At 64.8% G+C, this 25,905-nt stretch carries 25 protein-coding genes, 1 tRNA gene and 1 riboswitch; of the genes, 13 read left to right on the forward strand and 13 right to left on the reverse strand.

Annotated features, from left to right (window positions below):
• Window positions 1-213: 213 nt before the first annotated feature.
• Complete coding sequence (gene acs / locus NLN62_RS17390; protein ID WP_254109617.1) at window positions 214-2,166, forward strand: acetate--CoA ligase; 1,953 nt, start codon at window positions 214-216, stop codon at window positions 2,164-2,166.
• Window positions 2,167-2,592: 426 nt separating this feature from the next.
• A complete protein-coding gene (locus NLN62_RS17395) occupies window positions 2,593-3,108 on the forward strand; it encodes a L,D-transpeptidase (RefSeq protein ID WP_027525051.1) in 516 nt (171 codons plus the stop codon).
• A 47-nt stretch (window positions 3,109-3,155) separates the two neighbouring features.
• Here NLN62_RS17395 and NLN62_RS17400 read toward each other — a convergent pair whose 3' ends face one another.
• Together NLN62_RS17400 and NLN62_RS17405 are read right to left on the reverse strand one after the other, a co-directional pair.
• Window positions 3,156-3,749, reverse strand: coding sequence for a thermonuclease family protein (locus tag NLN62_RS17400; protein ID WP_027525052.1), 594 nt, complete (start codon window positions 3,747-3,749; stop codon window positions 3,156-3,158).
• Window positions 3,750-3,799: 50 nt separating this feature from the next.
• Window positions 3,800-4,000: a DUF1674 domain-containing protein gene (locus NLN62_RS17405; RefSeq protein ID WP_027525053.1), complete on the reverse strand. Its 201-nt coding sequence runs from the start codon at window positions 3,998-4,000 to the stop codon at window positions 3,800-3,802.
• Between the two features lie 194 nt (window positions 4,001-4,194).
• Between NLN62_RS17405 and NLN62_RS17410 the strand changes: the two genes are divergently transcribed.
• From NLN62_RS17410 to purH, 3 genes are all read left to right on the forward strand, one after another.
• On the forward strand, window positions 4,195-5,541 hold the full coding sequence (locus NLN62_RS17410) for an RsmB/NOP family class I SAM-dependent RNA methyltransferase (protein ID WP_027525054.1): 1,347 nt from the start codon (window positions 4,195-4,197) through the stop codon (window positions 5,539-5,541).
• 157 nt (window positions 5,542-5,698) lie between these two features.
• The gene (locus NLN62_RS17415) at window positions 5,699-7,417 is read left to right on the forward strand and encodes a heparinase II/III family protein (RefSeq protein ID WP_254109619.1); all 1,719 of its coding nucleotides are present in this window, start codon (window positions 5,699-5,701) and stop codon (window positions 7,415-7,417) included.
• A 59-nt stretch (window positions 7,418-7,476) separates the two neighbouring features.
• A riboswitch (ZMP/ZTP riboswitch) is annotated at window positions 7,477-7,558 on the forward strand.
• Between the two features lie 36 nt (window positions 7,559-7,594).
• Window positions 7,595-9,187 carry a bifunctional phosphoribosylaminoimidazolecarboxamide formyltransferase/IMP cyclohydrolase gene (gene purH, locus NLN62_RS17420; RefSeq protein ID WP_254113533.1) on the forward strand — a complete coding sequence of 531 codons (1,593 nt, stop codon included), beginning with the start codon at window positions 7,595-7,597 and terminating at the stop codon, window positions 9,185-9,187.
• A gap of 44 nt (window positions 9,188-9,231) precedes the next feature.
• Here the strand turns inward: purH and NLN62_RS17425 are convergent, their stop codons facing one another.
• Entirely contained in the window at window positions 9,232-10,620 is a 1,389-nt protein-coding gene (locus tag NLN62_RS17425; RefSeq protein WP_254109621.1) for an MFS transporter, read from the reverse strand.
• Between the two features lie 115 nt (window positions 10,621-10,735).
• Here NLN62_RS17425 and ggt point away from each other — a divergent pair, with 115 nt between their 5' ends.
• The gene (gene ggt, locus NLN62_RS17430) at window positions 10,736-12,487 is read left to right on the forward strand and encodes a gamma-glutamyltransferase (protein ID WP_027525058.1); all 1,752 of its coding nucleotides are present in this window, start codon (window positions 10,736-10,738) and stop codon (window positions 12,485-12,487) included.
• Between the two features lie 106 nt (window positions 12,488-12,593).
• Here the strand turns inward: ggt and NLN62_RS17435 are convergent, their stop codons facing one another.
• Entirely contained in the window at window positions 12,594-13,259 is a 666-nt protein-coding gene (locus NLN62_RS17435; protein ID WP_027525059.1) for a glutathione S-transferase family protein, read from the reverse strand.
• A 150-nt stretch (window positions 13,260-13,409) separates the two neighbouring features.
• On the opposite strand from NLN62_RS17435, the gene NLN62_RS17440 reads away from it, so the two are divergent.
• From NLN62_RS17440 to panE, 3 genes are all read left to right on the forward strand, one after another.
• Window positions 13,410-13,994, forward strand: coding sequence for a DUF2239 family protein (locus NLN62_RS17440; protein ID WP_027525060.1), 585 nt, complete (start codon window positions 13,410-13,412; stop codon window positions 13,992-13,994).
• Window positions 13,995-14,102: 108 nt separating this feature from the next.
• Window positions 14,103-14,711 (forward strand): 2-hydroxychromene-2-carboxylate isomerase, encoded by a 609-nt coding sequence (locus NLN62_RS17445; protein WP_254113534.1) that lies wholly within the window; start codon window positions 14,103-14,105, stop codon window positions 14,709-14,711.
• Between the two features lie 98 nt (window positions 14,712-14,809).
• Window positions 14,810-15,733 carry a 2-dehydropantoate 2-reductase gene (gene panE / locus NLN62_RS17450; RefSeq protein ID WP_254109623.1) on the forward strand — a complete coding sequence of 308 codons (924 nt, stop codon included), beginning with the start codon at window positions 14,810-14,812 and terminating at the stop codon, window positions 15,731-15,733.
• 229 nt (window positions 15,734-15,962) lie between these two features.
• Here the strand turns inward: panE and NLN62_RS17455 are convergent, their stop codons facing one another.
• From NLN62_RS17455 to NLN62_RS17470, 4 genes are all read right to left on the reverse strand, one after another.
• A complete protein-coding gene (locus tag NLN62_RS17455; RefSeq protein ID WP_027525063.1) occupies window positions 15,963-16,562 on the reverse strand; it encodes a c-type cytochrome in 600 nt (199 codons plus the stop codon).
• A 166-nt stretch (window positions 16,563-16,728) separates the two neighbouring features.
• Window positions 16,729-18,006, reverse strand: a complete 1,278-nt coding sequence (locus tag NLN62_RS17460) for a sorbosone dehydrogenase family protein (protein ID WP_027525064.1) — start codon at window positions 18,004-18,006, stop codon at window positions 16,729-16,731.
• 278 nt (window positions 18,007-18,284) lie between these two features.
• Complete coding sequence (locus NLN62_RS17465) at window positions 18,285-19,271, reverse strand: NAD(P)-dependent oxidoreductase (protein WP_027525065.1); 987 nt, start codon at window positions 19,269-19,271, stop codon at window positions 18,285-18,287.
• Window positions 19,272-19,348: 77 nt separating this feature from the next.
• Window positions 19,349-19,423 (reverse strand) — tRNA-Gly (locus tag NLN62_RS17470).
• 276 nt (window positions 19,424-19,699) lie between these two features.
• Between NLN62_RS17470 and trxA the strand changes: the two genes are divergently transcribed.
• The gene (gene trxA / locus NLN62_RS17475; protein WP_027525066.1) at window positions 19,700-20,623 is read left to right on the forward strand and encodes a thioredoxin; all 924 of its coding nucleotides are present in this window, start codon (window positions 19,700-19,702) and stop codon (window positions 20,621-20,623) included.
• A 185-nt stretch (window positions 20,624-20,808) separates the two neighbouring features.
• Complete coding sequence (locus NLN62_RS17480; RefSeq protein ID WP_027525067.1) at window positions 20,809-21,486, forward strand: LON peptidase substrate-binding domain-containing protein; 678 nt, start codon at window positions 20,809-20,811, stop codon at window positions 21,484-21,486.
• 278 nt (window positions 21,487-21,764) lie between these two features.
• Here the strand turns inward: NLN62_RS17480 and NLN62_RS17485 are convergent, their stop codons facing one another.
• From NLN62_RS17485 to NLN62_RS17495, 3 genes are all read right to left on the reverse strand, one after another.
• Window positions 21,765-22,577 (reverse strand): SDR family oxidoreductase, encoded by an 813-nt coding sequence (locus NLN62_RS17485; protein ID WP_254109625.1) that lies wholly within the window; start codon window positions 22,575-22,577, stop codon window positions 21,765-21,767.
• Between the two features lie 3 nt (window positions 22,578-22,580).
• Window positions 22,581-23,039, reverse strand: a complete 459-nt coding sequence (locus NLN62_RS17490; RefSeq protein WP_254109627.1) for a PaaI family thioesterase — start codon at window positions 23,037-23,039, stop codon at window positions 22,581-22,583.
• A gap of 110 nt (window positions 23,040-23,149) precedes the next feature.
• A complete protein-coding gene (locus NLN62_RS17495) occupies window positions 23,150-23,500 on the reverse strand; it encodes a hypothetical protein (protein ID WP_027525070.1) in 351 nt (116 codons plus the stop codon).
• Window positions 23,501-23,605: 105 nt separating this feature from the next.
• Between NLN62_RS17495 and NLN62_RS17500 the strand changes: the two genes are divergently transcribed.
• Window positions 23,606-24,187, forward strand: a complete 582-nt coding sequence (locus tag NLN62_RS17500) for a TetR/AcrR family transcriptional regulator (RefSeq protein WP_254109629.1) — start codon at window positions 23,606-23,608, stop codon at window positions 24,185-24,187.
• 27 nt (window positions 24,188-24,214) lie between these two features.
• On the opposite strand, the gene NLN62_RS17505 is transcribed toward NLN62_RS17500, so the two are convergent.
• Both NLN62_RS17505 and NLN62_RS17510 read right to left on the reverse strand, forming a co-directional pair.
• On the reverse strand, window positions 24,215-25,045 hold the full coding sequence (locus tag NLN62_RS17505) for an FTR1 family protein (protein ID WP_027525072.1): 831 nt from the start codon (window positions 25,043-25,045) through the stop codon (window positions 24,215-24,217).
• 10 nt (window positions 25,046-25,055) lie between these two features.
• Window positions 25,056-25,403, reverse strand: a complete 348-nt coding sequence (locus tag NLN62_RS17510; protein ID WP_256575924.1) for a cupredoxin domain-containing protein — start codon at window positions 25,401-25,403, stop codon at window positions 25,056-25,058.
• Between the two features lie 255 nt (window positions 25,404-25,658).
• Between NLN62_RS17510 and NLN62_RS17515 the strand changes: the two genes are divergently transcribed.
• Window positions 25,659-25,856 (forward strand): Trm112 family protein, encoded by a 198-nt coding sequence (locus tag NLN62_RS17515; protein WP_027525074.1) that lies wholly within the window; start codon window positions 25,659-25,661, stop codon window positions 25,854-25,856.
• Window positions 25,857-25,905 lie beyond the last annotated feature (49 nt).

Raw genomic sequence — 25,905 nt, forward strand, 5'->3', positions numbered from 1 at the left:
GCCGCTTCCGCAAGGTTCGGTAAAGAGCGGAATAGCCCTCGCGCCGGTTGTTTTCAGACTTGCGACAGGCACCCTCACTGACCTTGATCTTTCGCATGGCCGGATGCCCGCCGAAGGTCCAGCTTGTCCTCCTTGTCGGGCGCCGTTAGCCCGACGCATAATCATTCAAATGATGTAGGCGTGGCGTTGAGCTTGCCGCTTGTGGAGGAAAACATGTCCGAGAAGATCTACGACGTGCCGGCAGAGTGGGCGAAGCGCGCCTGGGTCAACCAGGCCAAGTACAAGGACATGTACGCCCGCTCGATCTCGGACCCGAACGGCTTTTGGGCCGAGCAGGCCAAGCGCGTCGACTGGATGAAGGCGCCGACCAGAATCGAGAACGTCTCGTTCGCACCCGGCAACGTCTCCATCAAATGGTTCGAGGACGGCGTCCTCAACGTCGCCTGGAACTGCATCGACCGGCACCTCGCCAAGCGCGCCAACCAGACCGCGATCATCTGGGAGGGCGACGATCCCTCGCAGTCGAAGCACATCACCTACAAGGAGCTGCACGACGAGGTCTGCCGGATGGCCAACATCCTGCGCACCCGCAATGTCAAGAAAGGCGACCGCGTCACCATCTACCTGCCGATGATCCCCGAGGCCGCCTACGCGATGCTGGCCTGCGCGCGGATCGGCGCGATCCACTCGGTGGTGTTCGCCGGCTTCTCGCCCGACAGCCTCGCCCAGCGCATCAGCGACTGCAAATCCAAGGTGATCATCACCGCCGATGAAGGCCTGCGCGGCGGCAGGAAGGTGCCGCTGAAGGCCAATGTCGATGCGGCGCTCGCCAAGACCGAAGGCGTCGACTGGGTCGTCGTCGTCAAGCGCACCGGCGGCAAGGTCGACATGTCCCCGTCGCGTGACCTCTGGTACCACGACGCGGCCAAGATGGTGACGACGGACTGCCCGGCCGAGCACATGCATGCCGAGGATCCGCTGTTCATCCTCTACACCTCGGGCTCGACCGGCACGCCGAAGGGCGTGCTGCATACCTCGGGCGGCTATCTCGTCTATGCCGCGATGACGCACCAATACGTGTTCGACTATCACGACGGTGACGTCTACTGGTGCACCGCGGACGTCGGCTGGGTCACCGGCCACAGCTACATTCTGTACGGACCGCTGTGCAACGGCGCGACCACGCTGATGTTCGAAGGCGTGCCGAACTACCCCGATAATTCCAGGTTCTGGAACGTCATCGACAAGCACAAGGTCAACATCTTCTACACCGCGCCGACCGCGATCCGCGCCCTGATGCAGGGCGGCGACGAGCCGGTGAAGAAGGCCTCGCGCGCCTCGCTGCGCCTGCTCGGCTCGGTCGGCGAGCCGATCAATCCGGAAGCGTGGGAGTGGTATCACCGCGTCATCGGCGACGACCGCTGCCCGATCGTCGACACCTGGTGGCAGACCGAGACCGGCGGCATCCTGATCACGCCGCTGCCCGGCGCAACCAGGCTGAAGCCAGGCTCGGCGACGCTGCCGTTCTTCGGCGTGGTGCCGGAGATCGTCGATGCCGACGGCAAGGTGCTGGACGGCGAGACATCAGGCAATCTCTGCCTCACCCGCTCCTGGCCGGGCATGATGCGCACGGTCTATGGCGATCACGCCCGCTTCGAGCAGACCTACTTCTCGACCTACAAGGGCAAGTACTTTACCGGCGACGGCTGCCGGCGCGATGCCGACGGCTATTACTGGATCACCGGCCGCGTCGACGACGTCATCAACGTCTCCGGCCACCGCATGGGCACCGCCGAGGTCGAGAGCGCCTTGGTGGCGCATGAGAAGGTCTCGGAGGCCGCCGTGGTCGGCTTCCCGCACGACATCAAGGGCCAGGGCATCTACGCCTATGTCACCCTGATGGCCGGCGTCGAGCCGACCGAGGACCTGCGCAAAGAGCTCGTGACCTGGGTGCGCAAGGAGATCGGCCCGATCGCCTCACCCGACCAGATCCAGTTCGCGCCCGGCCTGCCCAAGACGCGGTCCGGCAAGATCATGCGCCGCATCCTGCGCAAGATCGCCGAGGACGAGCCGGGCAGCCTCGGCGACACCTCGACGCTCGCCGATCCGGCCGTGGTCGACGACCTCGTCAAGAACCGCCAGAACAAGAAGCAGACCTCGGCGTAAGAACGCTCTCGTGCCCCGGACGCAGCGCAGCGCTTCTTCAGCGGTGCGCTGCAGAGCCGGGGCCTATCCATCCCCAACACTGGGTCCCGGCTCTGCGTCGCGTCATTCCATGCCGCGCCGCGTCCGGGACACGCGACTGCTTCCAGTCCGAAGCCATTTGATTCCGGCAAAACCCAACACCCTCACGCACTTGTCAGGGCGCGCGCCGGCGCGGCCGTATGTTTCCCGCCGAGTGTTGTTTTCCGGTCATTTACTTTAATTCGAACTTTTCCTTTGTTCCCCGTGCTGGCTGGGCCCAAGGCGCGGCGCGTGGAAACCATCCGGTTAACGCGCGCGGTTAAGAATGCGTGGGCGAGCGGGCGATTTCCGGGTTTTGCGTGCATTTTTTGGACGACCCGTTCGGGGCAACGGATAAGGAAGCAAGTGATGTCGATGAGGATTGCGGTGGCGCTCGCCGCCACCATCGGGGCAGGGATATTGATGTCGACGGCGGCCGAGGCACGGCCGGAAATGGTGGGGCTGCACGGTGGCGAATATTCGCCGGGCACCATCGTGGTCAAAACCAACGAGCGCCGGCTCTATCTCATCCTCGATGGCGAGCACGCCATGCGCTACCCGGTCGGCGTCGGCAAGTCCGGCAAGCAGTGGGCCGGCACCACCCGCATCGACGGCAAGTACCGCAACCCGGCATGGTCGCCTCCGGCCGAAGTGAAGCGTGACAAGCCGAACATGCCCGACGTGATCCCGGGCGGCTCGCCGCGCAATCCGATGGGCGTCGCGGCGATGACGCTGGCCGGCGGTGAATACGCCATCCACGGCACCAACGTACCGGGCTCGGTCGGCGGCTTCGTCTCCTATGGCTGCATCCGCATGCTCAACGACGACATCAGCGATCTCTACAGCCGCGTCTCCGTCGGTACGACGGTGGTCGTCACGCGCTGAGAACCAACCGATTCAAGACGAAAAGCCGCGTCTTGACGCGGCTTTTTTCATTGCCAGAAGCGCCAGCTGCGCGCGCACCAGCCCTCGCGATGACCGCCATTGTAGCTGCGCGCATAACCGCCCGCGAGCAGCGCGGCCGAGACGTTGGGCGTGCGCTTGGTGGCAACATCGGCGAGAATGCGCCCGTATTTCTCTGGGCCAAGATTGTAGATCACAATGCCGCCCTGGCCGAGCAGATGGCGTAGCGCATCGGTGGCAGCTTCGGCCTTGTCCAACTCTTCCCGACAGGACGCCTTCATTTCGGGCGCATCGATGCCGCGCAGGCGAACCCGTGCGACGAGATCCCGCCCGTCGCGCTGATGCACGCGTGCGAGAAATGTGTCGCCGTCGATGGTGCGGATGACGTCGACCGACTGGCGAATGTCGGGATTGCCTGCCTGCTGCAGGATGATCTCGGCGTCCTGCGCCCGTTCGTCACCGGCATGCGGCACGGGCCAGTTGGTGCCATGCCGGTAGATGAGCACGACCGCGGTTATGACAACGACCACGAACATCCACGGCAGCAAGCCCGCGAAGCGGCGGCCAAACGGTGCGCCACTGAACGAGGGCCGATACGGATTGATTCGGTCGCGGGGAGACATCAGCCGACGCTAGGGCTGAGTCGGGCGAGCCTGCAAGAGACCACCCGGTCTCAGAAATCCGAGGCGATGCCCTTGCGCTCCCAGTCGCCATAGCGCGTGGGCTCGGGACCCTTCGGCCCCTGCAATTCTTTTGGTGCGGCTTCGGCATTGGCCGCGGCGGCCTGCCGGCGTGCCTCGGCTTCCGCCAGCGCGCGCTGCGCGGCCGGCGTCAGCGGCTTGCGCTGGGGAGGGCTGGACGGAGTGTCGTTCATCTCTGGCTTCCTAGCCCAGGGACGCGCCGCGCGCGATCGGAAAAAACGCCGCGCATAGGGCAGAGATCGACATGCAGGGCTGAAAAAACCAGAGCCGATTCTTACATTTGGCATATTCGCGTGCCACAGATGCGCTTCTTCAGGCATGCGCCCATACCGGCGGAACTGCCGCTCGCTCAGAACCTTACCACCGCATGCCATCTCAACGTTTTGCTCCACCCTCCGAAGTGCCTGGTCTTGCGGCGCGGCGGATCGCCGCCGACATCGTCGACGGTGTCCTGCATAAGCACCGTACGCTGGACGACCAGCTCGACGGTGGCGGCGCCCATCCCGGGCTGAAGACGCTCGCCGATCGCGACCGCGCGCTGATGCGGCGTATGGTGGCAACCGTCCTGCGTCGGCTCGGCACGCTCGGCCACGTGCTGTCGCGTCTGCTCGACAAGGGCATCCCCGGCGAGGCGCCGCGCGCGCAAAGCGCGCTCCTGATCGGCGCTGCGCAAATTCTCTGGATGGATGTTCCCGATCACGCGGCCGTCGATCTCTCGGTCCGCCTGGTGCAATCCGATCGCCGAGCCGCGCGCTATGCCGGCCTCGTCAACGCCGTGCTGCGCCGCTGTGCGCGCGAGGGCAAGGCGCTGGTGGAGGAAGTCGCGACGCAATCGCTCGATCTACCGCCCTGGCTGCTAGCGCGCTGGAGCGCGCAATATGGCGAGGCCACCGCGCGCGAGATGGCGCTTGCGCTCGGCCACGAGCCGTCGCTCGATCTGACGATGAAGTCGGATGCCGCGCAATGGGCGAGCCGCCTGCATGGCGAGGTGCTGCCGACCGGAACCGTGCGCACGCTGCTGCACGGCTCGGTGACCATGCTGCCCGGCTTCAGCGAAGGCCAATGGTGGGTCCAGGACGCCGCAGCCGCATTGCCGGCCCGGCTGTTCGGCGATATCGCCGGCAAATCCGTCGCCGATCTCTGCGCCGCTCCCGGCGGCAAGACGGCCCAACTGGTGCTCGCCGGCGCGAACGTCGTCGCGGTAGACCGTTCGCCGGCGCGCGTGGCACGGCTGCGCGAAAATCTCGCCCGATTGTCGCTACAGGCCGAAACCGTCGTCGCCGACGCCGTGGAATGGGCCGGACCGCAGCACGGCTTTGACGGCATCCTGATCGATGCGCCCTGCACCTCGACCGGCACGATCCGCCGCCATCCCGATGTGGCCTGGCTGCGCCAGGAGTCGGATATCGCGGCGCTCACGGCGCTTCAGCAGCGCCTGCTGCTGAAATCCGTCTCATTGCTCAAGCCCGGTGGAACGCTGGTCTATTGCACCTGCTCGCTGGAGCCCGAGGAAGGCGAGCACGCGATCGCCGCGCTGCTGGCCGCCGAGCCGGCGCTGCGCCGCGTGCCGATCCAGCCGTCCGAGGTCTTTGGGCTCAGTGAGATCATTACCACTGAGGGCGACCTGCGCACCCTGCCGAGCCACCTGCCAAACGCCGACCCAAGGCTCGGCGGGCTCGACGGATTCTTCGCTGCCCGGCTCGTTAAATCCTGATTTTGCACCGGATTTTGCGCCACTGATGCTGATTCGCCACCTTTCAAGGTGGTGTCAGCCGGCGGATTTTGGGATTAAAAGGATTCGTCAGGAATCCTCTCCCCCTTCAAGGCAAGGCGTGTCGGTCGCTCAACGCAGACGCATCTCGACGCTGGTCATGAACCGCTTCGCGCGGAACATGCTTGCGCGCGCGAGCGGCGGTTCCGTGGCGGTGTCGCGGCTCTGGCCAGGCCGCACCGACCGGCTGATCATCGCGCCGCACGACCTGCGCACCGCAGACGCCACGCGCGCGGCCGAGATCTATGCCGGGCGCTTCGTGTTCGCCGGCAAGATCGTCAATTGCCACGGCCGCTCGATCTTCGATCTCGAGCCGCCGTCGGAAGACTGGGAGGTCGCCCTGCGCGGCTTCGGTTGGCTGCGTCACTTGCGCGCTGCCGACACCGCGCTGACGCGGGCCAACGCCCGCGCGCTGATCGAGGACTGGATCTCCAATCCCGCCAACAAGCGACGCGCCGTGGCCCGCCGCGCCGACGTGCTGGCGCGGCGTGTGATCTCGCTGCTGTCGCAGGCGCCGCTGGTGCTTGGTGACACCGACAACAAATTCTATCGCCGTTACCTGCGGGCGCTGGCGCGCGAGATCCGCTATCTGCGTTTCACCATGGTCGACATCCCGGACGGGGTGCCGCGGCTGCAAGTGTTGATCGCGCTCTGCTACGCCTCGTTGTGCCTTGCCAACCAGGCGCGCCACATCCGCAGCGCGTCGCGCAAGCTATCCGATGAATTACAGCGGCAGATCCTCCCCGACGGCGGACACGTCTGCCGCAATCCCGGCGCGTTGATCGAGCTCCTGATCGATTTGCTGCCGCTGCGGCAGACCTTCGCGGCGCGCAACATCGCGCCACCGCCGGCGCTGCTGAACGCGATCGACCGCATGATGCCCATGCTGCGTTTCTTCCGGCACGGCGACGGCAACTTTGCGCTGTTCAACGGCATGAGCGCGACGTCGTCGGATCTGCTCGCCACGCTGCTCGCCTATGACGACACCCACGGCGCGCCGATGGCGACCATGCCGCATACCGGCTTCCAGCGCCTCGATGCCGGAGCGTTGACGCTGATCATGGATACCGGTGCCCCGCCGCCGGCCAATGTCAGCCACGACGCCCATGCCGGCTGCCTGTCGTTCGAATTGTCCTCGGGCACGAGCCGCATCGTGACCAATTGCGGCATGCCGACGACGGGACGCGACAATTGGCGGCCATTCGCGCGCGGCACCGCGGCGCATTCGACGCTCACCTATCACGAAACATCATCATGCCAGTTCGTCGGATTGTCGGCGATGAAGAAGCTGCTGCACGGCGCGCCTGTGACCAGCGGGCCGGCCATGGTCGAGAATTATCGCGAGGTCGTGCAGAACGGCACGCTGCTGACGACGTCGCATGACGGCTATCTCGCCAAGTTCGGTGTGATCCACCGGCGCGTGGTGATGGTCGCCAATGACGGCACGCGGCTCGACGGCGAGGACACGCTGTCGCCGCCGCAGGGCGGACGCCTGAAGGGCGCGGGTACCGATTTCGCGCTGCGCTTCCATTTGCATCCGGCGGTGAAGGCGAGCCGGCTGTCGGATGCCCGCGGCGTGATGCTCGTGCTGCCGAACCGCGAGGTCTGGACCTTTGAAGCACTGGACGACAAGGTCGATCTCGAGGACAGCGTGTTCCTGGCCGGCAATGACGGCCCGCGCCGCACCGCGCAGATCGTGATCCGGCAGGACGCGCGCCAGGCCCCCTCGATCCGCTGGAGCTTTGTCCGCTCCACGGCTTCGCCCCAAGTCACCAATGCCCGCCGCAACGCCCGGCGCGAGCCGGAACTTCCGCTGTAAACGCGCGCGGCCCACGCCTATCTAGCCGTTGTGAAGAGCACCGAAAGCTGGTACCGAGCACCCGCTCGCGCGACTGGCGACCTTGGATGGAGCACCATCGGGAAGCGCGGGATTTATCTGCCGCGCGCCTGGGCATAGGTACTCCCGACACAGAGGATCTTGCCCATGACTGATGCGATGACTGACCATCCCCGCCGCGTTACCCGCGCCCTGCTTTCCGTTTCCGACAAAACCGGTCTGATCGAGTTCGCCAGGGCGCTTGCCGCCCATGGCGTCGAGCTGGTGTCGACCGGCGGCACCGCCAAGGCGATTGCGAGCGCCGGCCTCAAGGTGAAGGACGTCTCCGAGCTGACCGGCTTTCCCGAGATGATGGACGGCCGCGTCAAGACGCTGCATCCGAAGGTGCATGGCGGCCTGCTCGCGATCCGCGACAACAAGGAACATGCGGACGCGATGAAGACGCACGGCATCGCGCCGATCGATCTGCTCGTCGTCAATCTCTATCCGTTCGAGGCAACCGTCGACAAAGGCGCGGGGTTCGAAGAGTGCATCGAGAACATCGACATCGGCGGTCCCGCGATGATCCGCGCCGCCGCAAAGAACAATGACGACGTCGCCGTGGTCGTCGAGGCGCAGGATTACCAGGCCGTGCTCGACGAGCTCGCCGCCCACAACGGTGCGACCACGTTGAAGCTGCGCCGGCGCCTCGCCGCAAAGGCCTATGCGCGCACCGGCGCCTATGATGCCGCGATCTCCAACTGGTTCAACCGGCAGCTCGAGATCGATGCGCCCGACTACCGCGCCTTCGGCGGCAAGCTGATCCAGGCCCTGCGCTATGGCGAGAACCCGCACCAGACCGCGGCGTTCTATGCGACGCCCGACAAGCGGCCGGGCGTCTCGACCGCGCGGCAGCTGCAGGGCAAGGAGCTCTCCTACAACAACATCAACGACACCGACGCGGCCTATGAGTGTATCGGCGAGTTCGATGCCAAGCGCACCGCGGCCTGCGTCATCGTCAAGCACGCCAACCCCTGCGGCGTCGCGGAAGGCTCTGATCTCGTCACCGCCTATCGCCGGGCGCTGGCCTGCGACTCGACCTCCGCCTTTGGCGGCATCATCGCGATGAACCGCGCGCTCGATGCCGACACCGCGCGCGAGATCACAAAGATCTTCACCGAGGTGATCATCGCACCCGATGCCAGCGAGGAAGCGATCGCCATCATCGGCGCGCGCAAGAATCTGCGCCTGCTGCTCGCCGGCGGCCTGCCCGACCCGCGTTCGGCGGGTCTCACCGCCAAGACCGTTGCCGGCGGCTTGCTCGTACAGAGCCGCGACAACGCCGTGGTCGACGACATGACGTTCAAGGTGGTGACGAAACGTGCGCCGGCCGACGCCGAGATGCGCGACCTGAAGTTCGCCTTCCGCGTGGCAAAGCACGTCAAGTCCAACACCATCATCTACGCCAAGGATCTCGCCACCGTCGGCATCGGCGCGGGCCAGATGAGCCGGGTGGATTCAGCGCGGATCGCGGCACGCAAGGCGCAAGATGCGGCGAACGAGCTGAAGCTCGCCGAGCCTCTCACCAAGGGATCGGTCGTGGCCTCTGATGCATTCTTCCCGTTCGCCGACGGCATGCTCGCCTGCATCGAGGCCGGCGCCACTGCCGTGGTGCAGCCCGGCGGTTCGATGCGCGACGACGAGGTGATCAAGGCCGCAGACGAGCACGGCATCGCCATGGTGTTCACAGGGACGCGGCACTTCCGGCATTAACTCTCCACGAGTCGTCCCGGCCTTCGCCGGGACGACTGCAGAAATCATGGCTCCCTCACCCGCGTCAACAGCGCGAGCCCGGCGGCAAAGAACGCCACCAGCACGCCCATGCCGGCTTTTTGGCTCGCGGTCCCGGCCGTGATTGCGCCGATCAGCAGCGGGCCGATGAAGGACGTCACCTTTCCGGTGAGCGCGAACAGGCCGAAATACTGCGCGATGCGGTCCTTTGGCGCCAGCCGAATGAGGAGCGTGCGCGAGGCGGCCTGGAGCGGGCCGCCAGCGGCGCCGATCAGGCAGCCCAGCACAAGGTAGGCACGCTCGGCCGCGCCCGCGAACAGGGCGCCGCCCGGCTCGGGCGGCGCGACGCTGATGAACAAGATCGAATCCTTGTCGACCAGCAGGATCGCGGCGAGCGACAGCAGCAGGATCAGCATGCTGATGGCAATCACGCGCTTCGGTCCCAAGAGATCATCGAGCTTGCCGCCGAGCCACGCGCCGAACGTACCGGCGATCGCCAGGATGATGCCGAAGGTGCCGATCTGGATCGTGTGCCAGCCGAACGTGCCGGCGGCATAAATGCCGCCGAAGGCGAACAGCGACACCAGGCCGTCGGTGTAGATCATGTTCGCGAGCAGGAAGATCGCGAGCGATTTCTGCCGCGGCAGTTCGCCGAGCGATTGCTTCAGTTGCGCGAGTCCTGCGCGCAGCGCCGCGCGCACCGGCCGCTTGGCGGGATAGTCCGGCGTGAACAGGAACATCGGCGTCACGAACACGATGAACCAGAGTCCCGTCAGCGGTCCGGTGATGCGATCGCCCTCATGCATGGCCGGATCGAGCCCGAACAGCGGCTTGAAACCAAGCAGCGTGCGCCCCGTCTCAGGGTTCGCGGCGAGGAAGCCGAGCACGATGATCAGGCTGATGATGCCGCCGACATAGCCGGTGGCCCAGCCATTGCCGGAGAGGCGGCCGATTCGCTCCGGCGGCACAAGTGTCGGCATCATCGCATTGTTGAAGACTGTCGCGAACTCCGCGCCAACGCTCGCGAGTGCCACGGCCGCAAGCAGCGGCGGGATGATGGTGGGATCGCCGGGCTTGCCGATCCAGAGCGCCGAGGAGCCCAGCACCAGTACGGCGCCGAAAGCAGCAATCCAGGGCTTGCGGCGGCCCGCGGCGTCCGCAACGGCGCCTAACACCGGCGACAGCAGGGCGATGACCATGCCGGCTGCCGCCATCGCAAATCCCCACAGCGACTGTCCGGTCGCAGGGTCGGGCGCGACGCTGGTGGCGAAATAGGGCGCGAAGACGAACGTCGTGATCAGGGTGAAATAGGGCTGCGCAGCCCAGTCGAAGAAGATCCAACTGACAACGGCAACGCGCGGCGGATAGGTCCGCTCCTTATCGGCCATATCGGTGTCAGAGGCGATCGTCGTCATCAGCATTCCTTATCACGAACAGTTTTGCCTCTCTTGGCGCAAACGGTATAGCATTGCCGTGACGGCTGTGGAGTGACGGCAAGACACGACAGAAACAAGACACGGCGAAATTTTGATGATGTCGTTTGTCCTGACACGACGAAAAGTCGTAGCTGCCCTCACGCTTCTAGGTATCAGCCTGTTTCCAGCGCGCGCTCAGGATGCGCGCCGCATCTATGAACCGCCCGCACTCGGCACCGTTCACGCCATCGCCGCCGAGCACGGCATGGTGGTGGCGCAGGAGAGAATCTCCGCACAGATCGGCGCAGACATCCTGCGGAGCGGCGGCAACGCGGTGGACGCCGCGGTCGCGACCGGTTTCGCCATGGCCGTGACCTATCCGCGCGCGGGCAATATCGGCGGCGGCGGCTTCATGGTGATCCATTCCGCCGACCGCAAGGAAGACGTCGCGATCGACTATCGCGAGACCGCACCAGCTGCGACCACATCAGACATCTTCCTCGGCGCCGACGGCAAGCCCGATATCGCGAAGTCGCGCGATTCCGCGCTCGGCATCGGCGTGCCCGGCACGGTCGCAGGACTGTCGCTGGCGCTCGAGAAATACGGCTCCGGCCAGTTCACGCTGGCGCAATTGCTGGAGCCCGCGATCGCGCTCGCGCGCGACGGTTTCGTCATCAGCGACGACATCGCCGACACCTTGCCGGGCGCACACAAGCGATTTGCGCGCTGGCCGGCATCGGCGAAAATCTTCTCGCGACCGGACGGCACGCCGCTGCAAGAGAATGACCGGCTGGTGCAGGGCGATTTGGCGCAGACACTGTCGACCATCGCCGCCCAGGGTCCGCGCGGATTCTACGAGGGACCGGTCGCCGACAAGCTCGCCAAGGCCGTCACCGATGCTGACGGCATCATGACATCAGGGGATCTGCAGACATACAGGCCCGTGATCCGCGAGCCGGTGCGCGGCAGCTATCGCGGCTTCGACATCGTCTCGATGCCGCAGCCCTCGTCGGGCGGCGTGGTGCTGGTGGAGACGCTGAACATCCTGGAAGGCTTTCAGCTTTCCGATCTGAAGCAGGGCTCGCCGGCCTCGCTGCATCTGCTGATCGAAGCCATGAAGCGCGGCTATGCCGATCGCGCGCGCTATCTCGGCGATCCCGCTTTCGTCAAGGCGCCGATCGAGACCCTGATCGCCAAGGACTATGCGGCTAAACTTCGCGCCGGCATCAGGGCCAACAGCGCCACGCCGGCGAGCGAGATCGTGGCGAGCGCGACGCCGCCGCGCGAAGGCAGCAACACCACGCATTTCTCGGTCGTCGACAGCCGCGGCAATGCGGTGAGCAACACTTATACGCTGAACTTCAGCTATGGCGTCGGCCTGGTCGCCGACGGCACCGGCGTGCTGCTCAACAACGAGCTCGACGATTTCACCGCGGCGGTTGGCGCCTCCAACGCCTATGGCCTCGTCGGCTACGAGGCCAATCTGCCAGGGCCGGGCAAGCGGCCGCTGTCCTCGATGTCTCCGACCATCGTACTGAAGGATGGCAAGCCGGTGCTGGTCACGGGCTCGCCCGGCGGCAGCCGCATCATCTCCACCGTGCTCCAGGTGATCGTCAACGTGCTCGATTATCATATGGATGTCGCCGCCGCCGTTGCAGCGCCGCGGCTGCATCACCAATGGCTGCCGGATGAAGTGCGCGTCGAGCGCGGCTTTTCCGACGACGTGCTGTTCGAGCTGAAGGCGATGGGTCACCTCGTCGTCGAGCCGATGGGCCAGACCTCGGCCAACTCGATCGCGGTGACGCCGAACGGCCCGTTCGGCGCACCCGACCCGCGCACGCGGGGCGCTGCGGCGGAGGGGCAATAACTTTCATGGTTTGAGCATCGAACCCGGAATCACGCGCCACAACTTCGGGATTCCGGGTTCGCCCACGTAAGGACGCGGGCGCCCCGGAATGACGATGGGAACGACGCTACCGCCCGACCTGGTACGGCCCGCCCTTCTCCAGCGCGCGTTGATAGGCTGGACGCGCGTGGATGCGCTCGAGGAACGCCATCGCCTTGGGATGGCCCTGCTCCAGGCCGCCGCGCGCTTGCGCCGCTTCCAGCGGAAAACTCATCTGGATGTCGGCCGCGGTGAAGTCGGGCCCGGCGAACCACTCGGTCTTGCCGAGCTCGCCTTCCCAATAATCCATGTGCTGCTTGATCTGCGGATTGACCAGCGCGGTCAGCGCCTGGTTCGAGACCTTGCGCACCAGCGGACGGAGCAGCGCCGGCGCGCGCTTCGGCATCAAGGTGAACAGCAATTTGAGCAGCAGCGGCTGCATCGCCGAGCCTTCGGCATAGTGCAGCCAATAGGTGTAGCGCAGCCGCTCCGGCGTGTTCGGCGGCGGAATCAGGCGTCCCTGACCATAGGTGCCGACGAGGTATTCGACGATCGCGCCCGATTCGGCGATGGTGTTGCCGTTGTCGGTGATCACGGGCGACTTGCCGAGCGGGTGGATCGCACGCAGCTCCTTCGGCGCGCGCATGTCGGGCTGACGCTGATAGCGCACGATCTCGTACGGCACGCCCAGCTCCTCGAGCAGCCACAGCACGCGCTGCGAGCGTGAATTGTTGAGATGATGAACGGTCAGCATTTGAGGTCCCCGCTGGTCTCGGGCGCGTTCGTGCCAGCCCGGCGGGCGAATGTCGAGCCGGACGGTCGTTATTTTTACCCGGGCATATTGACGCTTCTATTTTACCCGGATATTAAGTGGGCCATCGTGTCAGATTTCGCAGTGATTTCAATGCAGAGTACCTTCACAGCCTTTGTCGGCCAGCGGCGCCTGGCCTCCGGGCCGATCGCGGACGTGGTCCTGGCGGTCAAGCGCGCGGACGCGTGGGCGGGCTCGCCGATCGTGATCTTCAGTGACTTGAGCGGGCGGGCGGTCGATTTCGACCTGCGCGGCGACGACCAGGAAGTGCTGGCCCGCCTGCCGACGATCGCGCCGGCGCAATCCGACGGGCACATTGAGTTGCCGAGTGCGCCGCGCGGCCGCGGCCGGCCCAGACTCGGCGTGGTGGCGCGCGAGGTGACGCTGCTGCCGCGGCACTGGGAATGGCTCAACGCGCAGCCGGGCGGCGCCTCGGTCGCGCTGCGCAAGCTCGTCGACGAGGCGCGGCGTGCCCGCGGCGATCGCGACCGCGAGCGGCAGGCGCGCGATGCCACCTACCACTTCATGTCGGCGATGGCCGGCAATCTCGCGCATTTCGAGGAGGCCTCGCGCGCGCTGTTCGCAGGCGATCGCCGGCGCTTTGCGGCAGAGATCGCCGACTGGCCCGCCGACATCCGCGACCACGTCGTGAAACTCGCAAGCAGCGACCGCGCGTAGGCAGAAGGCGCCTCCGATCAAAGTAGTATTATGGCCATCATGAAACGGGTGGACCTGCCGCGCGCGCTGCGCCACAATGTGCGCAAAGCGAGCTCACGGGAGGACGGTTTGACGCGCGCGGCCCCACAATTCCTGTTCGATTTCGGCAGTCCCAATGCGTTTCTCAGCCATGAGGCGATCCCTGCGATCGAGACGCGGATCGGCGTGAAATTCGAGTATGTGCCGATCCTGCTCGGCGGCATCTTCAAGGCGACCAACAACAAATCGCCGGCCGAGACGCTCGCCGGCATCAAGAACAAGCGCGAATTCCAGGCTGTCGAGACCGAGCGTTTCCTCAAACGCTTCCACGTGCAGCCCTATGTCTGGAACCCGTTCTTCCCCGTCAACACGCTGAACCTGATGCGCGCGGCGATCGCGGCCCAGCTCGAAGGCGTGTTGGAACAATATGTCGAAGCCGCATTTCATCACATGTGGCGCGAGCCGAAGAAGATGGACGATCCGAAAGTCGCGATGAAGGCGATCACCTCGTCAGGCCTCGATGCGCAGAAGCTGTTCACACGTGCCCAAGAACCCGATGTGAAGGCAAGGCTGATCAAGAATACCGAGGAGGCCGTCGCGCGCGGCGCGTTCGGTTCACCGACATTCTTCGTCGGTACCGAGATGTTCTTCGGCAAGGAGCAGCTGCGCGAGGTCGAGGAGATGGTGTCGGGAAAGTGATTCTGACCCAACGAGCGAAGTGAGGTATCTCCCCGGTGTCGTCCTGGCGAAAAACATGACGACGGCGAAAAAAGAGCAAGAACAAACGGAGCACCCGCATGCGCATTCTCGTCGTCGGCGCCGGCGCCATCGGCGGTTATTTTGGTGGCAGGCTGCTGCAGGCCGGGCGCGATGTCACCTTTCTGGTACGGCCGCGGCGCGCGAGCGAGCTTGCGAGCGCCGGCCTCGTCATCAAGAGCCCGAACGGCGATGCGACGCTGACGAACCCGCCGGCGGTGCAGGCGGGCAAGCTCGCCGAAAAGTTCGACGTCGTGCTGCTGAGCTGCAAGGCGTTCGACCTCGACGATGCCATCAAATCGTTCGCGCCGGCAGTCGGGTCGAACACCACGATCATTCCCGTGCTCAACGGCATGCGGCATCTCGACGTGCTGGACCAGAAGTTCGGCGCCGAGCGCGTGCTCGGCGGGCTCTGCGCCATCGCCGCGACGCTGAACGAGAAGCGCGAGGTGGTGCAGCTCCAGCCGATGCAGGCGATCAATTACGGCGAGCGCGACGGGAAACTGTCGGCGCGTGTGAGGGCGATCGACGAAGTCTTCACCAGCGGCATCGCCGGGGCGAGCGCGAGCCACAACATCATGCAGGACATGTGGGAGAAGTGGGTTTTCCTCTCCTCGCTCGCGGCGTCGACCAGCCTGATGCGTACCTCCGTCGGCAACATCCTGGCGGTGCCCGGTGGCAAGGATTTTCTCTTAGGGATGCTGGACGAGACCAGCGCCACTGCGACCGCAGCGGGCTATGCGCCCGGCGGCCCGTTCTTCGAGCGGGTCAAGGGCTTGATCACCACCGAAGGTTCCCCGATGACCGCGTCGATGTTCCGCGACATCAAGGCGGGCCTGCCGGTCGAGGCCGATCACATCATCGGCGACCTCATCGCGCGCGCCGATACTGCGAAAGTGCCGGTGCCAAAACTGCGCATCGCCTATACGCATCTGAAGGCGTATGAGAAGCAGCGCGTGGGGTAGCTAACTCGCCCCACACATCCCCGTCGTCCCGGACAAGCGTAGCGAAGCGGAGCGCAGATCCGGGACCCCCGCGCGAGCGCTTGCGCTCGTCGCGATAGCACAGGGATTGGTTATGGCGCGAGCTGGTAACCACGAGTCTTCGTCAAACTCGATCCTGTGGTTATGGGTCCCGGGCTCGCGCATCGCGCGCCCCGGCACGACGGCCGGTGTTGGCGGCTACAGTTCTCCGCTACTGCAAATGCGCCAAGTAATGCGCGAGCGCGGTGATCTCTTCCTCGCTGAGCGAATAGGCGATGTCGGCCATGGCGGCGACGCCGCCGCCGACGCGCTGGCCGGCTTTGTAGTCGTGCAGCGCCTTCACCAGATATTCCTCACGCTGGCCGGCAAGGCGGGCGACGGCCTTGGTGCCGGCATAGCTGTCGGTGTGGCATGAGGCGCAGCGGCGGCCGCTAGCTGCTTCCTTGCCTTTCTTCGACAGGTCGGGATCCTTGTCCTCCGGGCCTTTCGGCGGCGTGAGCTGCGAAAAATAGGCACCGAGACTGCGGATGTCCTCGTTGGCGATCTCTTCCGCAATCGGCTGCATCTGCTCGTTCTTGCGCGAGCCGGCGCGGAAGAACACGAGCTGCCACTGCAGGAACTGATCCGGCTGGCCGGCGAGCGAGGGGATGTTCTCGGTCTGCGAGATGCCCTTGTCGCCGTGACAGGCGGCGCAGACCGCGGCCTTCTCCTTGACGTCGGCAGCGTGCGCGACAAAAGCGGGAAGACTGACGAGCGCTGCGATCGAAAAAGCGAGCGCGCTGAGTGCGCGCGAAACAGGTTGCCGGTGCATGACGAGATTCCGATTTGCTCGTCATTCCGGGGCGCCCGAAGGGCGAACCCGGAATCTCGGGATTCCGGGTTCGATGCTCCGCATCGCCCCGGAATGACGAGCGTGTAACTTCAAACGAAAGGCTGCGGCGACCTCCAGGCAACCGCAGCCTCATGTTCACGTCGCGCTACTTCTTGCTGTAGCTGATGCGATAGATCGCGCCGGCCCAGTCGTCGGCGACGAGGATCGAGCCGTCCTTGGCGAGGATGATGTCGTCGGGACGGCCGAGATAGCCCTGGTCACCTTCGAGCCAGCCGGAGGCGAACACCTCCTGCTTGGGGTTCTTGCCGTCGGGCCCGACGATCACGCGCACGATGCGCGCGCCCTGGTACTTGTGCCTGTTCCAGGAGCCGTGCTCGGCGATCAGGATGTTGTTCTTGTACTCGGCGGGGAACTGGTCGCCGGTATAGAACTTCATGCCGAGCGGAGCGACGTGCGCGCCGAGATTCAGCACGGGCGGCGTGAACTCCGAGCACTTGTGACCCATCGCGAATTTCGGGTCCGGCAGATCGCCCTGGTGGCAATAGGGATAGCCGAAATGCTCGCCGATCTTCGAGATCATGTTCAGCTTGTCTGACGGCAGATCGTCGCTGACCCAGTCACGCGCGTTCTCGGTGAACCAGTATTTGCCGCTGCGCGGATCGACGTCGCCGCCGACCGAATTGCGGACGCCAAGCGCCCAGACTTCGGCGTTGCCGGTCTTGGGATCGACGCGCCGGATCTGCGAGACGCTGGTCGGCGGAATGCCGACGTTGAAGGGCGGTCCGAACGGCAGGAAGAACCAGCCGTCCTTGTCGGTCGCGATGTACTTCCAGCCATGCGCGGCATAGGACGGCATGTCGTCATAGACGACCTTGCCCTGGCCGAGATTGTCGAGGTTGGCTTCGGCGTTGTCGTAGCGGATCAGCTTGTCGACGGCGATGACATAGAGCGCGCCGTCCTTGAAGGCGAGGCCGGTCGGCATGTTCAGACCCTTGAGGACGGTCTTGACCTCGCGCTTGCCGCCATTGTCCTTGATCGCATAGACGTTGCCGAGGCCGAACGAGCCGACGAACAGCGTGCCCTTGTCGCCCCAGGCCATCTGCCGCGCGGCGAGAACGCCAGGCGCCCAGACCTCGATCTTGAAGCCGGCCGGCAGCTTGATCTTCTTCACGATGTTGGCGAGCTCGGCTTCGGACGCGCCGGTCGGCGGGCCCGATGGGGGCGCAAGACCCTTCTGCGCCTCGGTCTCATCCCCTAAGAACCAGTCATCCGGCGGATGCGTCCAGAATTCCTTGGTGCCGGATTCGTATTTCTTCAGCGCCCGGTTCTTGTCCTGCTGCTGCTGCGCATTCACGACGCTTGTCCCCGCGAGCAGGGCAACCGCCGCAAACGCAAAGATGGATCGATGGAATATGGATTTCATCGCGTCACTCCCCTAAGGCGGCCGTGGCGGCCACACCATTATTGTTTTGCTATTCGAGAGGCGAAGTTCGGAGTCTGTCGACAGAGGCAGACTCAAAAAGGTTAGCACATCTGCAAGCGCTGAGAAGCATGCGCTGCACATCGCGATCAGCCTCAATAAAAATTGAGAGAGAGTTTCTCCGCATGCATGGCATGCGCGTGCGCGCGTTCTCGCTGCAACGCGGAATCATGAAGCAAGCGGCTATTTGGCAGGCAGCGCTCGCGTGCACGCGATGAGAATTATGAGACTACGGGATAAGGCCCGCGCTCGAAGACCGTGTCATGATAACCTTTTGAGCCGACCTGACGCGCCAGCTCGCTGCGAAAATCGCGAGTCTTCCGCAGGCTGCTCAGCACATGGGCAAAGTCGAATGCGGGCCGCCAACCCAGCTCGCGGCGCGCACGATCGTTGACGTAGACGCGGTCGATGGTCGGAAACAGGCGCCAGCCCCGCGCCGCGTAGAGTTTTGCGCAATCGGGATAGAGCGTATGCACGAGGCGCGCGGCGTCCTCAGCCAGGGCGACGAGGTGGCTTTGCGTGAACGGGCTCGTCGCCGAGACGATGTAGCGCGCGAAGCCGATGCTGGTAGCGCGCTCGTCGGCGAGGAGGTGGGCGCTGACAGCGTCCGCTATATCCAGCCGGCGATAAAGCAGCTCGTTGGCCTGCGCGTTCTCGGTCGCAAAATTCTCCCGCGCGGCCGCATCGTCGTCCTCCTCCGGAAAGAAGCGCGAGGTTCGCAAGACGATGACGGGAAGCCCGCGCTCGCGGAAGAACAGCTCACACAGATTCTCCGCCATCAGCTTGGAGGTGCCGTAGATGTTCTTCGGCACCGAGGGCAGATCCTCGGTGACCCAGACGGCGGCGTTCCCCGCCTCGGGCCGAAGCTGCGAGCCGAACGCGCTGGTGGTGCTGGTGAAGACGAAGCTCTTCACGCCGGCCTCAGCGGCGGCCTCGAGCAGGTTGAGCGTGCCGGTGACGTTGGTGTCGATGAAGTCCTGCCTGGAATGCGTGGCGACATGCGGCTTGTGCAGGGTGGCGGTGTGAATGACGGCGGTGACGCCCGCCATCGCGGCCCGCACAAAGCCGGGATCGGTGATCGAGCCCACCTGATCGGTGAACTCCGATTTCTTCAAATCAACCCCATGCACAGTAGACCCGCGCGCGTGAAGTGTCCGGAGAATCGCTTCCCCGAGGTGGCCTGCGCTGCCGGTGACCAGAATTGTCATTCTCACGTCCAACGTGCGTCCCGGACGGAGCCGCCAGACGGCGATCCGGTCCTGTCAGGCTTGACGCTGGGAGAAATTGGAGCGGGCGAAGGGGCTCGAACCCTCGACCCCGACCTTGGCAAGGTCGTGCTCTACCACTGAGCTACACCCGCGTCCTGTGTCGGTCGCGTGACGCGCCGGCAACGGCTGTCGTATGCCAAAAGCGGGCGGCGAATGCAACAGCTACCGGCGGCATCTATTCGCTTTCGGAGACCTAAATGAGCCCCGAATCGGGTCGAAAGCGACCCGAAACGCCCAGGAACCACCGAATCACGCACCATGGATTGAAATTCGGCCGTCCCGGCCCAATTTAGGAGCCGGGACAGCAGCATATGGGACGGCGTCGTGCTAAAGAGCCGCCTTTCCGGACATCAGACGAGGGGACTCCTGTGACGATCATTGACCAGGGCAACGGAGCGGCGGGCCAGGCTGCGCCCGATCTGATCAAGGACACGACCACCCAGACCTTCGTCAAGGACGTCATCGAGGAATCGAAGCGCCAGCCGGTGCTGATCGACTTCTGGGCGGAGTGGTGCGGCCCGTGCAAGCAGCTCACCCCGGTGCTGGAAAAGGCCGTCAAGGCGGCCAAGGGCAAGGTCAAGCTGGTCAAGATGAACATCGACCAGCATCCGGCGATTCCGGGCCAGATGGGCATCCAGTCGATCCCGGCCGTGATCGCCTTCGTCAACGGCCAGCCGGCCGACGGCTTCATGGGCGCGGTGCCCGAGAGCCAGGTCAACGCCTTCATCGAACGCCTGACCAAGGGCGTCACCGCACCGGGCGAGGTCAATGTCGCAGAGATCGTGAAGGAAGCAGACGCCGTGCTCGCCGAGGGCGACGTGGCGGCCGCGGCGCAGATCTATGCCGAGGCGCTGTCGCACGATGCGACCAACATCGCCGCGCTCGCGGGCCTTGCGAAATGCTACGTCGCGTCGGGTGCCATCGAGCAGGCCAAGCAGACGCTCGCCATGGTCCCGGAGTCCAAGCACGGCGATGCCGCGGTGAAAGCGGTGCAGGCCGCGATCGATCTTGCCGAGCAGGCCGAATCGCTCGGGCCGGTCGCGGAGCTGGAACAGAAGGTCACCGCTAACCCGCTCGATCATCAGGCGCGGTTCGATCTTGCAACCGCGCTCAATGCGCAAGGCGACCGGGCGGCCGCGACCGACCAGCTGCTCGAGATCGTCAAGCGCGATCGCAAATGGAACGATGATGGCGCCCGCAAGCAGCTCATCCAGTTCTTCGAGGCCTGGGGCGGCGCTGACGATGCGACCGTCGAGGGACGCAAGCGGCTGTCGACGATCCTGTTTTCCTAAAGTGCGATGAGATTAGGACAAATCGTCATCGCGCTTTGGCTTATTGTTTGAGTATGATCTCCGCGCAAACGCGTTCCACGTTTGTCGCGAGGGAAAGCCGCTTCGCACTTTGCGCTGACGCGGCCCTTCGGGTCCGGATCATGCTCTAAGGCCACGGACGCCATGTAGATCAGCGGGGAGCGGGTATGCCGATCAATATCGAATATCGCGGGCCCGCCGATCTTCCCGAGATCATCCCGGTGTTTCCGCTGCCCGGCGCGCTGCTCTTGCCGCGCGGGCAGATGCCGCTCAACATCTTCGAGCCGCGTTATCTGTCGATGGTCGACGACTCACTTCGCGATGGCCATCGCCTGATCGGCATGATCCAGCCTGATGTGGCGCATTCGCCGAAGAACTCGGACAAGCCGGTGCTGTTCAATGTCGGCTGCGTCGGCCGCATCACTCAGCTCGCCGAATCCGGCGACGGCCGCTACATCCTCGAGCTCACCGGGATTGCGCGCTTCAAGGTGGTCCAGGAGCTCGAGGTGCTGACATCCTACCGGCAGTGCAAGGTGGACTTCTTCGCTTTCACCGATGATTTCACCGCGCGCAAGGGCGAGGACGCGGTCAATCGCGAGGCGCTCCTGGTGGCGCTGGCCGACTTCCTGAAGGCCAACAACCTCAAGGTCGACTGGGAAGGCGTCGAGAGCGCACCCAACGAGGCGCTGGTCAATGCGCTGGCGATGATGTCGCCCTATGGTCCCGCGGAAAAGCAGGCGATGCTGGAAGCGCCCGACCTCAAGACCCGCGCCGAAATCCTGATCGCCGTCACCGAGATGGATCTCGCCAAGAAGCGCACGAGCGGCGATCCGCCGCTGCAATAGTGCGGAATGCCTTTAGGTTGAATCGATCGAGCCGCGGGCTCGCCCAACCTCTCCCGCTTGCGGGGAAGGCATAGGCCGCCTTTGGCGGCCGTCCTCATAAGAGACGCCGAGGCGACGCCTCGGCTATGGCGAAGCGCCGGGTTGAGGCTTTCTCGGCATTGGGAGTCTCATTGCGGAACCACCCTCACCCCGACCCTCTCCCGCAAGCGGGAGAGGGAGCGCACCGACTTTGCGGACGCAACAGGACCTGATTTCATCACGCTCTAGCGCTCGCGGCATCACGCCGCGCGGCGAACGTCCGGATATTGCCGGCGCAGCCAGTCCGCCCAGGACAATTTGCCGCGCACGCCCTGGCTGACGACAAAGCCCATGCCGCGAGCTCGCGTTTCCGACAATGATATCGGCAGGATCTTCCGGTGGAGACCACGCCCGTGCTGATACTGGCGCGCGAACTCGGTAAGGCTGAGATCTTCGGGACCGCCGATCTCCGCTCGCGCTCCACGCGCACCATCGAAGGCACAGGTCACGACGTAGTCGGCGACATCAGACGTATCGACCGGGTTGAACACCGTCGTCGGCATGGGCCAGGCCGGAAGCCAGGCCTGGCGGGCCAGCAGCTTGTCGAGCAGGTAATAGAACGGCATTGCGCGAACGACGGACCATGACAGCGTCGAACTGCGGACGAGCTTTTCGCCGGCGAGCTTGACGCGGGCATAGGGCAACGTCGCCTCATCGAGGCCGACGATCGAGACGTGGAGAAAGTGCCGGATGGATTGGTCGCGCGACAGTGACAAAAGCCGCTCGGTGCCCTCGACGTCGACGGCGGAAGGCGAGCTGAAGAAATCCACCGGCCTGAAGCCGCCCCGGCGCGTGATCGGCGAGTAGGTCGCTGCATTGATGACGGTGTCGACACCGTGCAGCGCCTCCGGCAGCCCGGCGCCTGTGGCGAGATCACCGACTGCCCATTCGACATCTGATCGAGGACCCGGCGTTCTTGCCAGAACGCGGACGCGATGCCCGGAGGAGACGAGGCGATCGACGATATCCTGGCCCAGATGTCCCGTGCCCCCGGTTACGAGCGTCAATGGCATGTGTCACTCCTCATCTCGCTCGCCGTCCTGGTCACGCAGGGGAACCAGAATGGTTTCACCGGTTGCGACCAGCGAAATGTTTCCAAGCCTGTCTTCGGTAAAGAGTTCCGCCCGGGCAAAGACCTGCCTGCACCCGGCGCGCATCAATCTGCCCTTGGCAACGAGAGCGCTGCCCACCGCCGGCCTCATGCAGTTCATCGAGAAATGCGATGCGGTCACCGAACCGACCTTCGTGGCCGCGGCGAACCCACAAGCGGTATCGAGCAGGGCAGCGATCATGCCGGCATGGAGATGTCCGGAATATTGCGTGAAGCTGTCGTTCCACTTCATGCGAATTTCAGCTTCACCGTTTGCGGCCGCGACCACCTCGAACCCTGCGCGCAGATTGAAGTTGGCCCAGGCATTGACGGCGGCGAGATGCCAGAGATCCAGGCCGGCGTCGGAATGGTCGCGCTGCTCCATCGCGACCCCCTAAAGCGCGATGAGATTAGGATGAATAGTCATCGCGCTTTAGGTCCTTGTTTGACCATGATCTTTTCGGAAAACCGCTCCACACTTTTCCGGATCATGCTCTAGTAACCTGCGACCGCCAGTGCGACCACCGCGCTCATCCCGATCCAGCCGGGATGCACCGTGCGCGTCGCCCACGCATTGGCGATAGCGGCAAAGCCGAACACCACCGCGAGCGTTGCGATGATCCAGTGTCGCGCCGCGTCCGATCCCATCCAGGGTGCGGCGATCAGGAGCACGCCGCCGGCAAACCACGCCACCGTACCGGCCTGCCAGACCAGACGGATGAGCGTTCGCAGTCGCGGCGGCTCGATGGTGGCGCGGGCAAAGACCTGGGTCTCGCCGAGCACGGCATGGCCAATCGTGACGAGGATCGCGATGACGCCCGCTGCTTGCAGAAGCAGATCGCGCATTGGCACCTCCATCTCCTAACATACAGTACTGTATGGTTTATAGAGAAATGCTGGCGCCTGTCAATACAGTTATGTATGGTGCGGCATCATGGGAGGCAGGAACCGATGGCCGATCAGCTCTCGGCGGGGGATTGGGTCGATCTGGGCCTGAAGACACTGGCAAAGAGCGGCTTCACGGCGCTGAAAGCCGATCCGCTGGCGAAGGCGATGGGGGTTTCCCGCGGCAGCTTCTACTGGCACTTTGCCGATCTCGCCGCATTCCATGCCGCCATCCTCTCCCGCTGGCGCGAAGTCGCCACCGAGCAGATCATCGCCGCCGTCGAGGCGGCCAAGAACGAGAACAAGCGCGAGAACACGAGCGAGAACTTGGGCGATAGCGGGGGCCAGGACCCGCTCGCGGTGCTGCTGAAGCTGACCTTCGGCAGCAAGCTCATGCTGGAAAAGGCGGTGCGGAGCTGGGCCGCCAACGATGCGCGGGCGCGCGCCGCGGTCGTCGCGGTCGATCGCCGCAGGCTCGACTATATCGAGAGCCTCTTGAAGCAGGCCGGGCTCACTGAGGAGGTCGCACGCCCGCGCGCGCAGATCCTGTTCTGGGCTTTCTTCGGCTTTGCCCTTTCGGACCAGACACTGCCGGCGGACAAGCAGCAGGCAGCGCTCGACGAGCTCCGGCGAATTGTCGCACGATGAAGCTTGCGGATCGCCTCGAACGAGTGCTCAGCCTGCGGCGACCGCGTGCCGGGGCGGCTCGGATCCGACCAGCCGCATCAAGGCGATCGTGACCAGGACGACGGCGGCGTAGATCACGAGCTGCATCCCGGTCGGCTGGTCGGTGTAGCCGATCAGCGTGTGCAGGGTGCGGCCCAGGATGCTGTCCTCGGAGAGCAGCCAGCTCGTGTCCCACACCACGGTGTCGAGCGCGGTGAGCCAGTTGGCGCGTTCGAGAAACGAGACCGCCTGCGCGGCCATGCCGGCGGCGAGCAGGGTGATCAGCACCGTCGTGGTCGTAAACAGCGCGCGTGGCGGAATCCGCAAGAGGCCGAAATAGGTGAAGAGACAAACTGCGCCGCCGAGCACGAGGCCGAGCAGGCCGCCGACCAAGAGGCTCATCGCCGATCCGCCGTCGGACGCGGCAACGCCATAGAGAAACAGCGCCACCTCGCTGCCTTCGCGCAGCACCGCAACCCCGACCACCACGGCAAGCGCCAGCAGCGATTTGGATCCTTCGGCGACGGCCTGGCCGACGGCGCGCAATTCGCCCGCCATCTCCTTGCCGTGCCGCGCCATCCAGACATTGTGCCACGTCAGCATGACGACGGCGACGCCGAGAATCGCCGCGTTGAACAGCTCCTGTCCCATGCCCTCGAAGAGCTGCGACAGGGCACCCGCGAACGCCGCGACCACGCACGCGCCCAGAACGCCCGCCAGCACCCCGCCGGCGATCCAGCGGTTGCGACGCTTAACCGAGCGCGTCACCGCGAGCACGATGCCGATGATCAGACCGGCCTCGAAGACTTCGCGGAAGACGATGATGAGCGCGGCGAGCACGAGCTGAGCCTTATTCGACGACGAGGGTGCCGCGCGCCTTCTCGTTGAACTCGTCGAAGAACTCGTAGCGGCCGGCCTTCTGCGCGCGGACGTTGACGACGGCCTCACCCTTCGACGGAATGACCTTCTCGACCTTGAGCGTCTTGCTCTCGAACTCCATCGCCTTGGCGGTGTTGTTCTTAACCTTGACGGTGATCGGCTTGCCGGCCGGTGCGCGCAGCTCGTTCGGCTGGAACGCGCCGTCATAGGTGATCTGGAGTTCGGTCGCCTGCTGCGCGTTCGCGGCGGAGAGCGGCAGCATCGCGGCGGCGCAGAGCGTGGCGAGGGCGAAAGTCCTTGGGTTAAGCGAAGCAAACATGGATCGGCGTGTCCCCGGCTAAATGGTCAAAATCGATGGCAAGCGCAGGCTGCGCTCGCCCCGTCCTGCAAACCAAAAATCAGCGCTGGCGGCTAGGCTGCGCCCTCGCAAAAGGACTTACTCTAAAGCTATTCTAAGTTATGACGACACGCGGAAAGTGCTGTCACACCAGGGATCGCAGAGCGGCCGAGAGCCTTGTGCGGCGACACGCCGCAGCTTTCTGTGCTAAGGGCTGGACCACCGCCGGAGACCATCATGACCACGCCAACCGAACGCCCCGAAGCCACCGTCGATCCCAAGCTGCTGGAGATCCTGGTGTGCCCGCTGACCAAGGGGCCGCTCGAATTCGACGCCGCCAAGCAGGAGCTGATCTCGCGCTCCGCCAAGCTCGCCTATCCCATCCGCGACGGCATCCCGATCATGCTGCCGGAGGAGGCGAGGAAGATTGATTGATTGGATGCGGCGCATTGCGCGAGGGCCGCTCCAAACATTCGGTGTCATC

It is taken from the genome of Bradyrhizobium sp. CCGUVB23, assembly GCF_024199885.1.
Taxonomy (GTDB): domain Bacteria; phylum Pseudomonadota; class Alphaproteobacteria; order Rhizobiales; family Xanthobacteraceae; genus Bradyrhizobium.

Bases quoted from the DNA above. Each gene is read 5' to 3' on its own strand.
- NLN62_RS17400 (WP_027525052.1), bottom strand. From the start codon at position 3,749: ATGTCTCCCCGCGACCGAATCAATCCGTATCGGCCCTCGTTCAGTGGC.
- NLN62_RS17410 (WP_027525054.1), top strand. From the start codon at position 4,195: ATGCCATCTCAACGTTTTGCTCCACCCTCCGAAGTGCCTGGTCTTGCG.
- NLN62_RS17435 (WP_027525059.1), bottom strand. From the start codon at position 13,259: ATGCTGACCGTTCATCATCTCAACAATTCACGCTCGCAGCGCGTGCTG.
- panE (WP_254109623.1), top strand. From the start codon at position 14,810: ATGCGCATTCTCGTCGTCGGCGCCGGCGCCATCGGCGGTTATTTTGGT.
- purH (WP_254113533.1), top strand. From the start codon at position 7,595: ATGACTGACCATCCCCGCCGCGTTACCCGCGCCCTGCTTTCCGTTTCC.
- NLN62_RS17495 (WP_027525070.1), bottom strand. From the start codon at position 23,500: ATGCGCGATCTGCTTCTGCAAGCAGCGGGCGTCATCGCGATCCTCGTC.
- NLN62_RS17515 (WP_027525074.1), top strand. From the start codon at position 25,659: ATGACCACGCCAACCGAACGCCCCGAAGCCACCGTCGATCCCAAGCTG.
- NLN62_RS17415 (WP_254109619.1), top strand. From the start codon at position 5,699: ATGAACCGCTTCGCGCGGAACATGCTTGCGCGCGCGAGCGGCGGTTCC.
- NLN62_RS17455 (WP_027525063.1), bottom strand. From the start codon at position 16,562: ATGCACCGGCAACCTGTTTCGCGCGCACTCAGCGCGCTCGCTTTTTCG.
- NLN62_RS17460 (WP_027525064.1), bottom strand. From the start codon at position 18,006: ATGAAATCCATATTCCATCGATCCATCTTTGCGTTTGCGGCGGTTGCC.
- NLN62_RS17485 (WP_254109625.1), bottom strand. From the start codon at position 22,577: ATGCCATTGACGCTCGTAACCGGGGGCACGGGACATCTGGGCCAGGAT.
- NLN62_RS17500 (WP_254109629.1), top strand. From the start codon at position 23,606: ATGGCCGATCAGCTCTCGGCGGGGGATTGGGTCGATCTGGGCCTGAAG.
- NLN62_RS17480 (WP_027525067.1), top strand. From the start codon at position 20,809: ATGCCGATCAATATCGAATATCGCGGGCCCGCCGATCTTCCCGAGATC.
- NLN62_RS17425 (WP_254109621.1), bottom strand. From the start codon at position 10,620: ATGACGACGATCGCCTCTGACACCGATATGGCCGATAAGGAGCGGACC.
- NLN62_RS17395 (WP_027525051.1), top strand. From the start codon at position 2,593: ATGTCGATGAGGATTGCGGTGGCGCTCGCCGCCACCATCGGGGCAGGG.
- NLN62_RS17405 (WP_027525053.1), bottom strand. From the start codon at position 4,000: ATGAACGACACTCCGTCCAGCCCTCCCCAGCGCAAGCCGCTGACGCCG.
- ggt (WP_027525058.1), top strand. From the start codon at position 10,736: ATGATGTCGTTTGTCCTGACACGACGAAAAGTCGTAGCTGCCCTCACG.
- NLN62_RS17465 (WP_027525065.1), bottom strand. From the start codon at position 19,271: ATGACAATTCTGGTCACCGGCAGCGCAGGCCACCTCGGGGAAGCGATT.
- acs (WP_254109617.1), top strand. From the start codon at position 214: ATGTCCGAGAAGATCTACGACGTGCCGGCAGAGTGGGCGAAGCGCGCC.
- NLN62_RS17510 (WP_256575924.1), bottom strand. From the start codon at position 25,403: ATGTTTGCTTCGCTTAACCCAAGGACTTTCGCCCTCGCCACGCTCTGC.
- NLN62_RS17490 (WP_254109627.1), bottom strand. From the start codon at position 23,039: ATGGAGCAGCGCGACCATTCCGACGCCGGCCTGGATCTCTGGCATCTC.
- NLN62_RS17440 (WP_027525060.1), top strand. From the start codon at position 13,410: ATGCAGAGTACCTTCACAGCCTTTGTCGGCCAGCGGCGCCTGGCCTCC.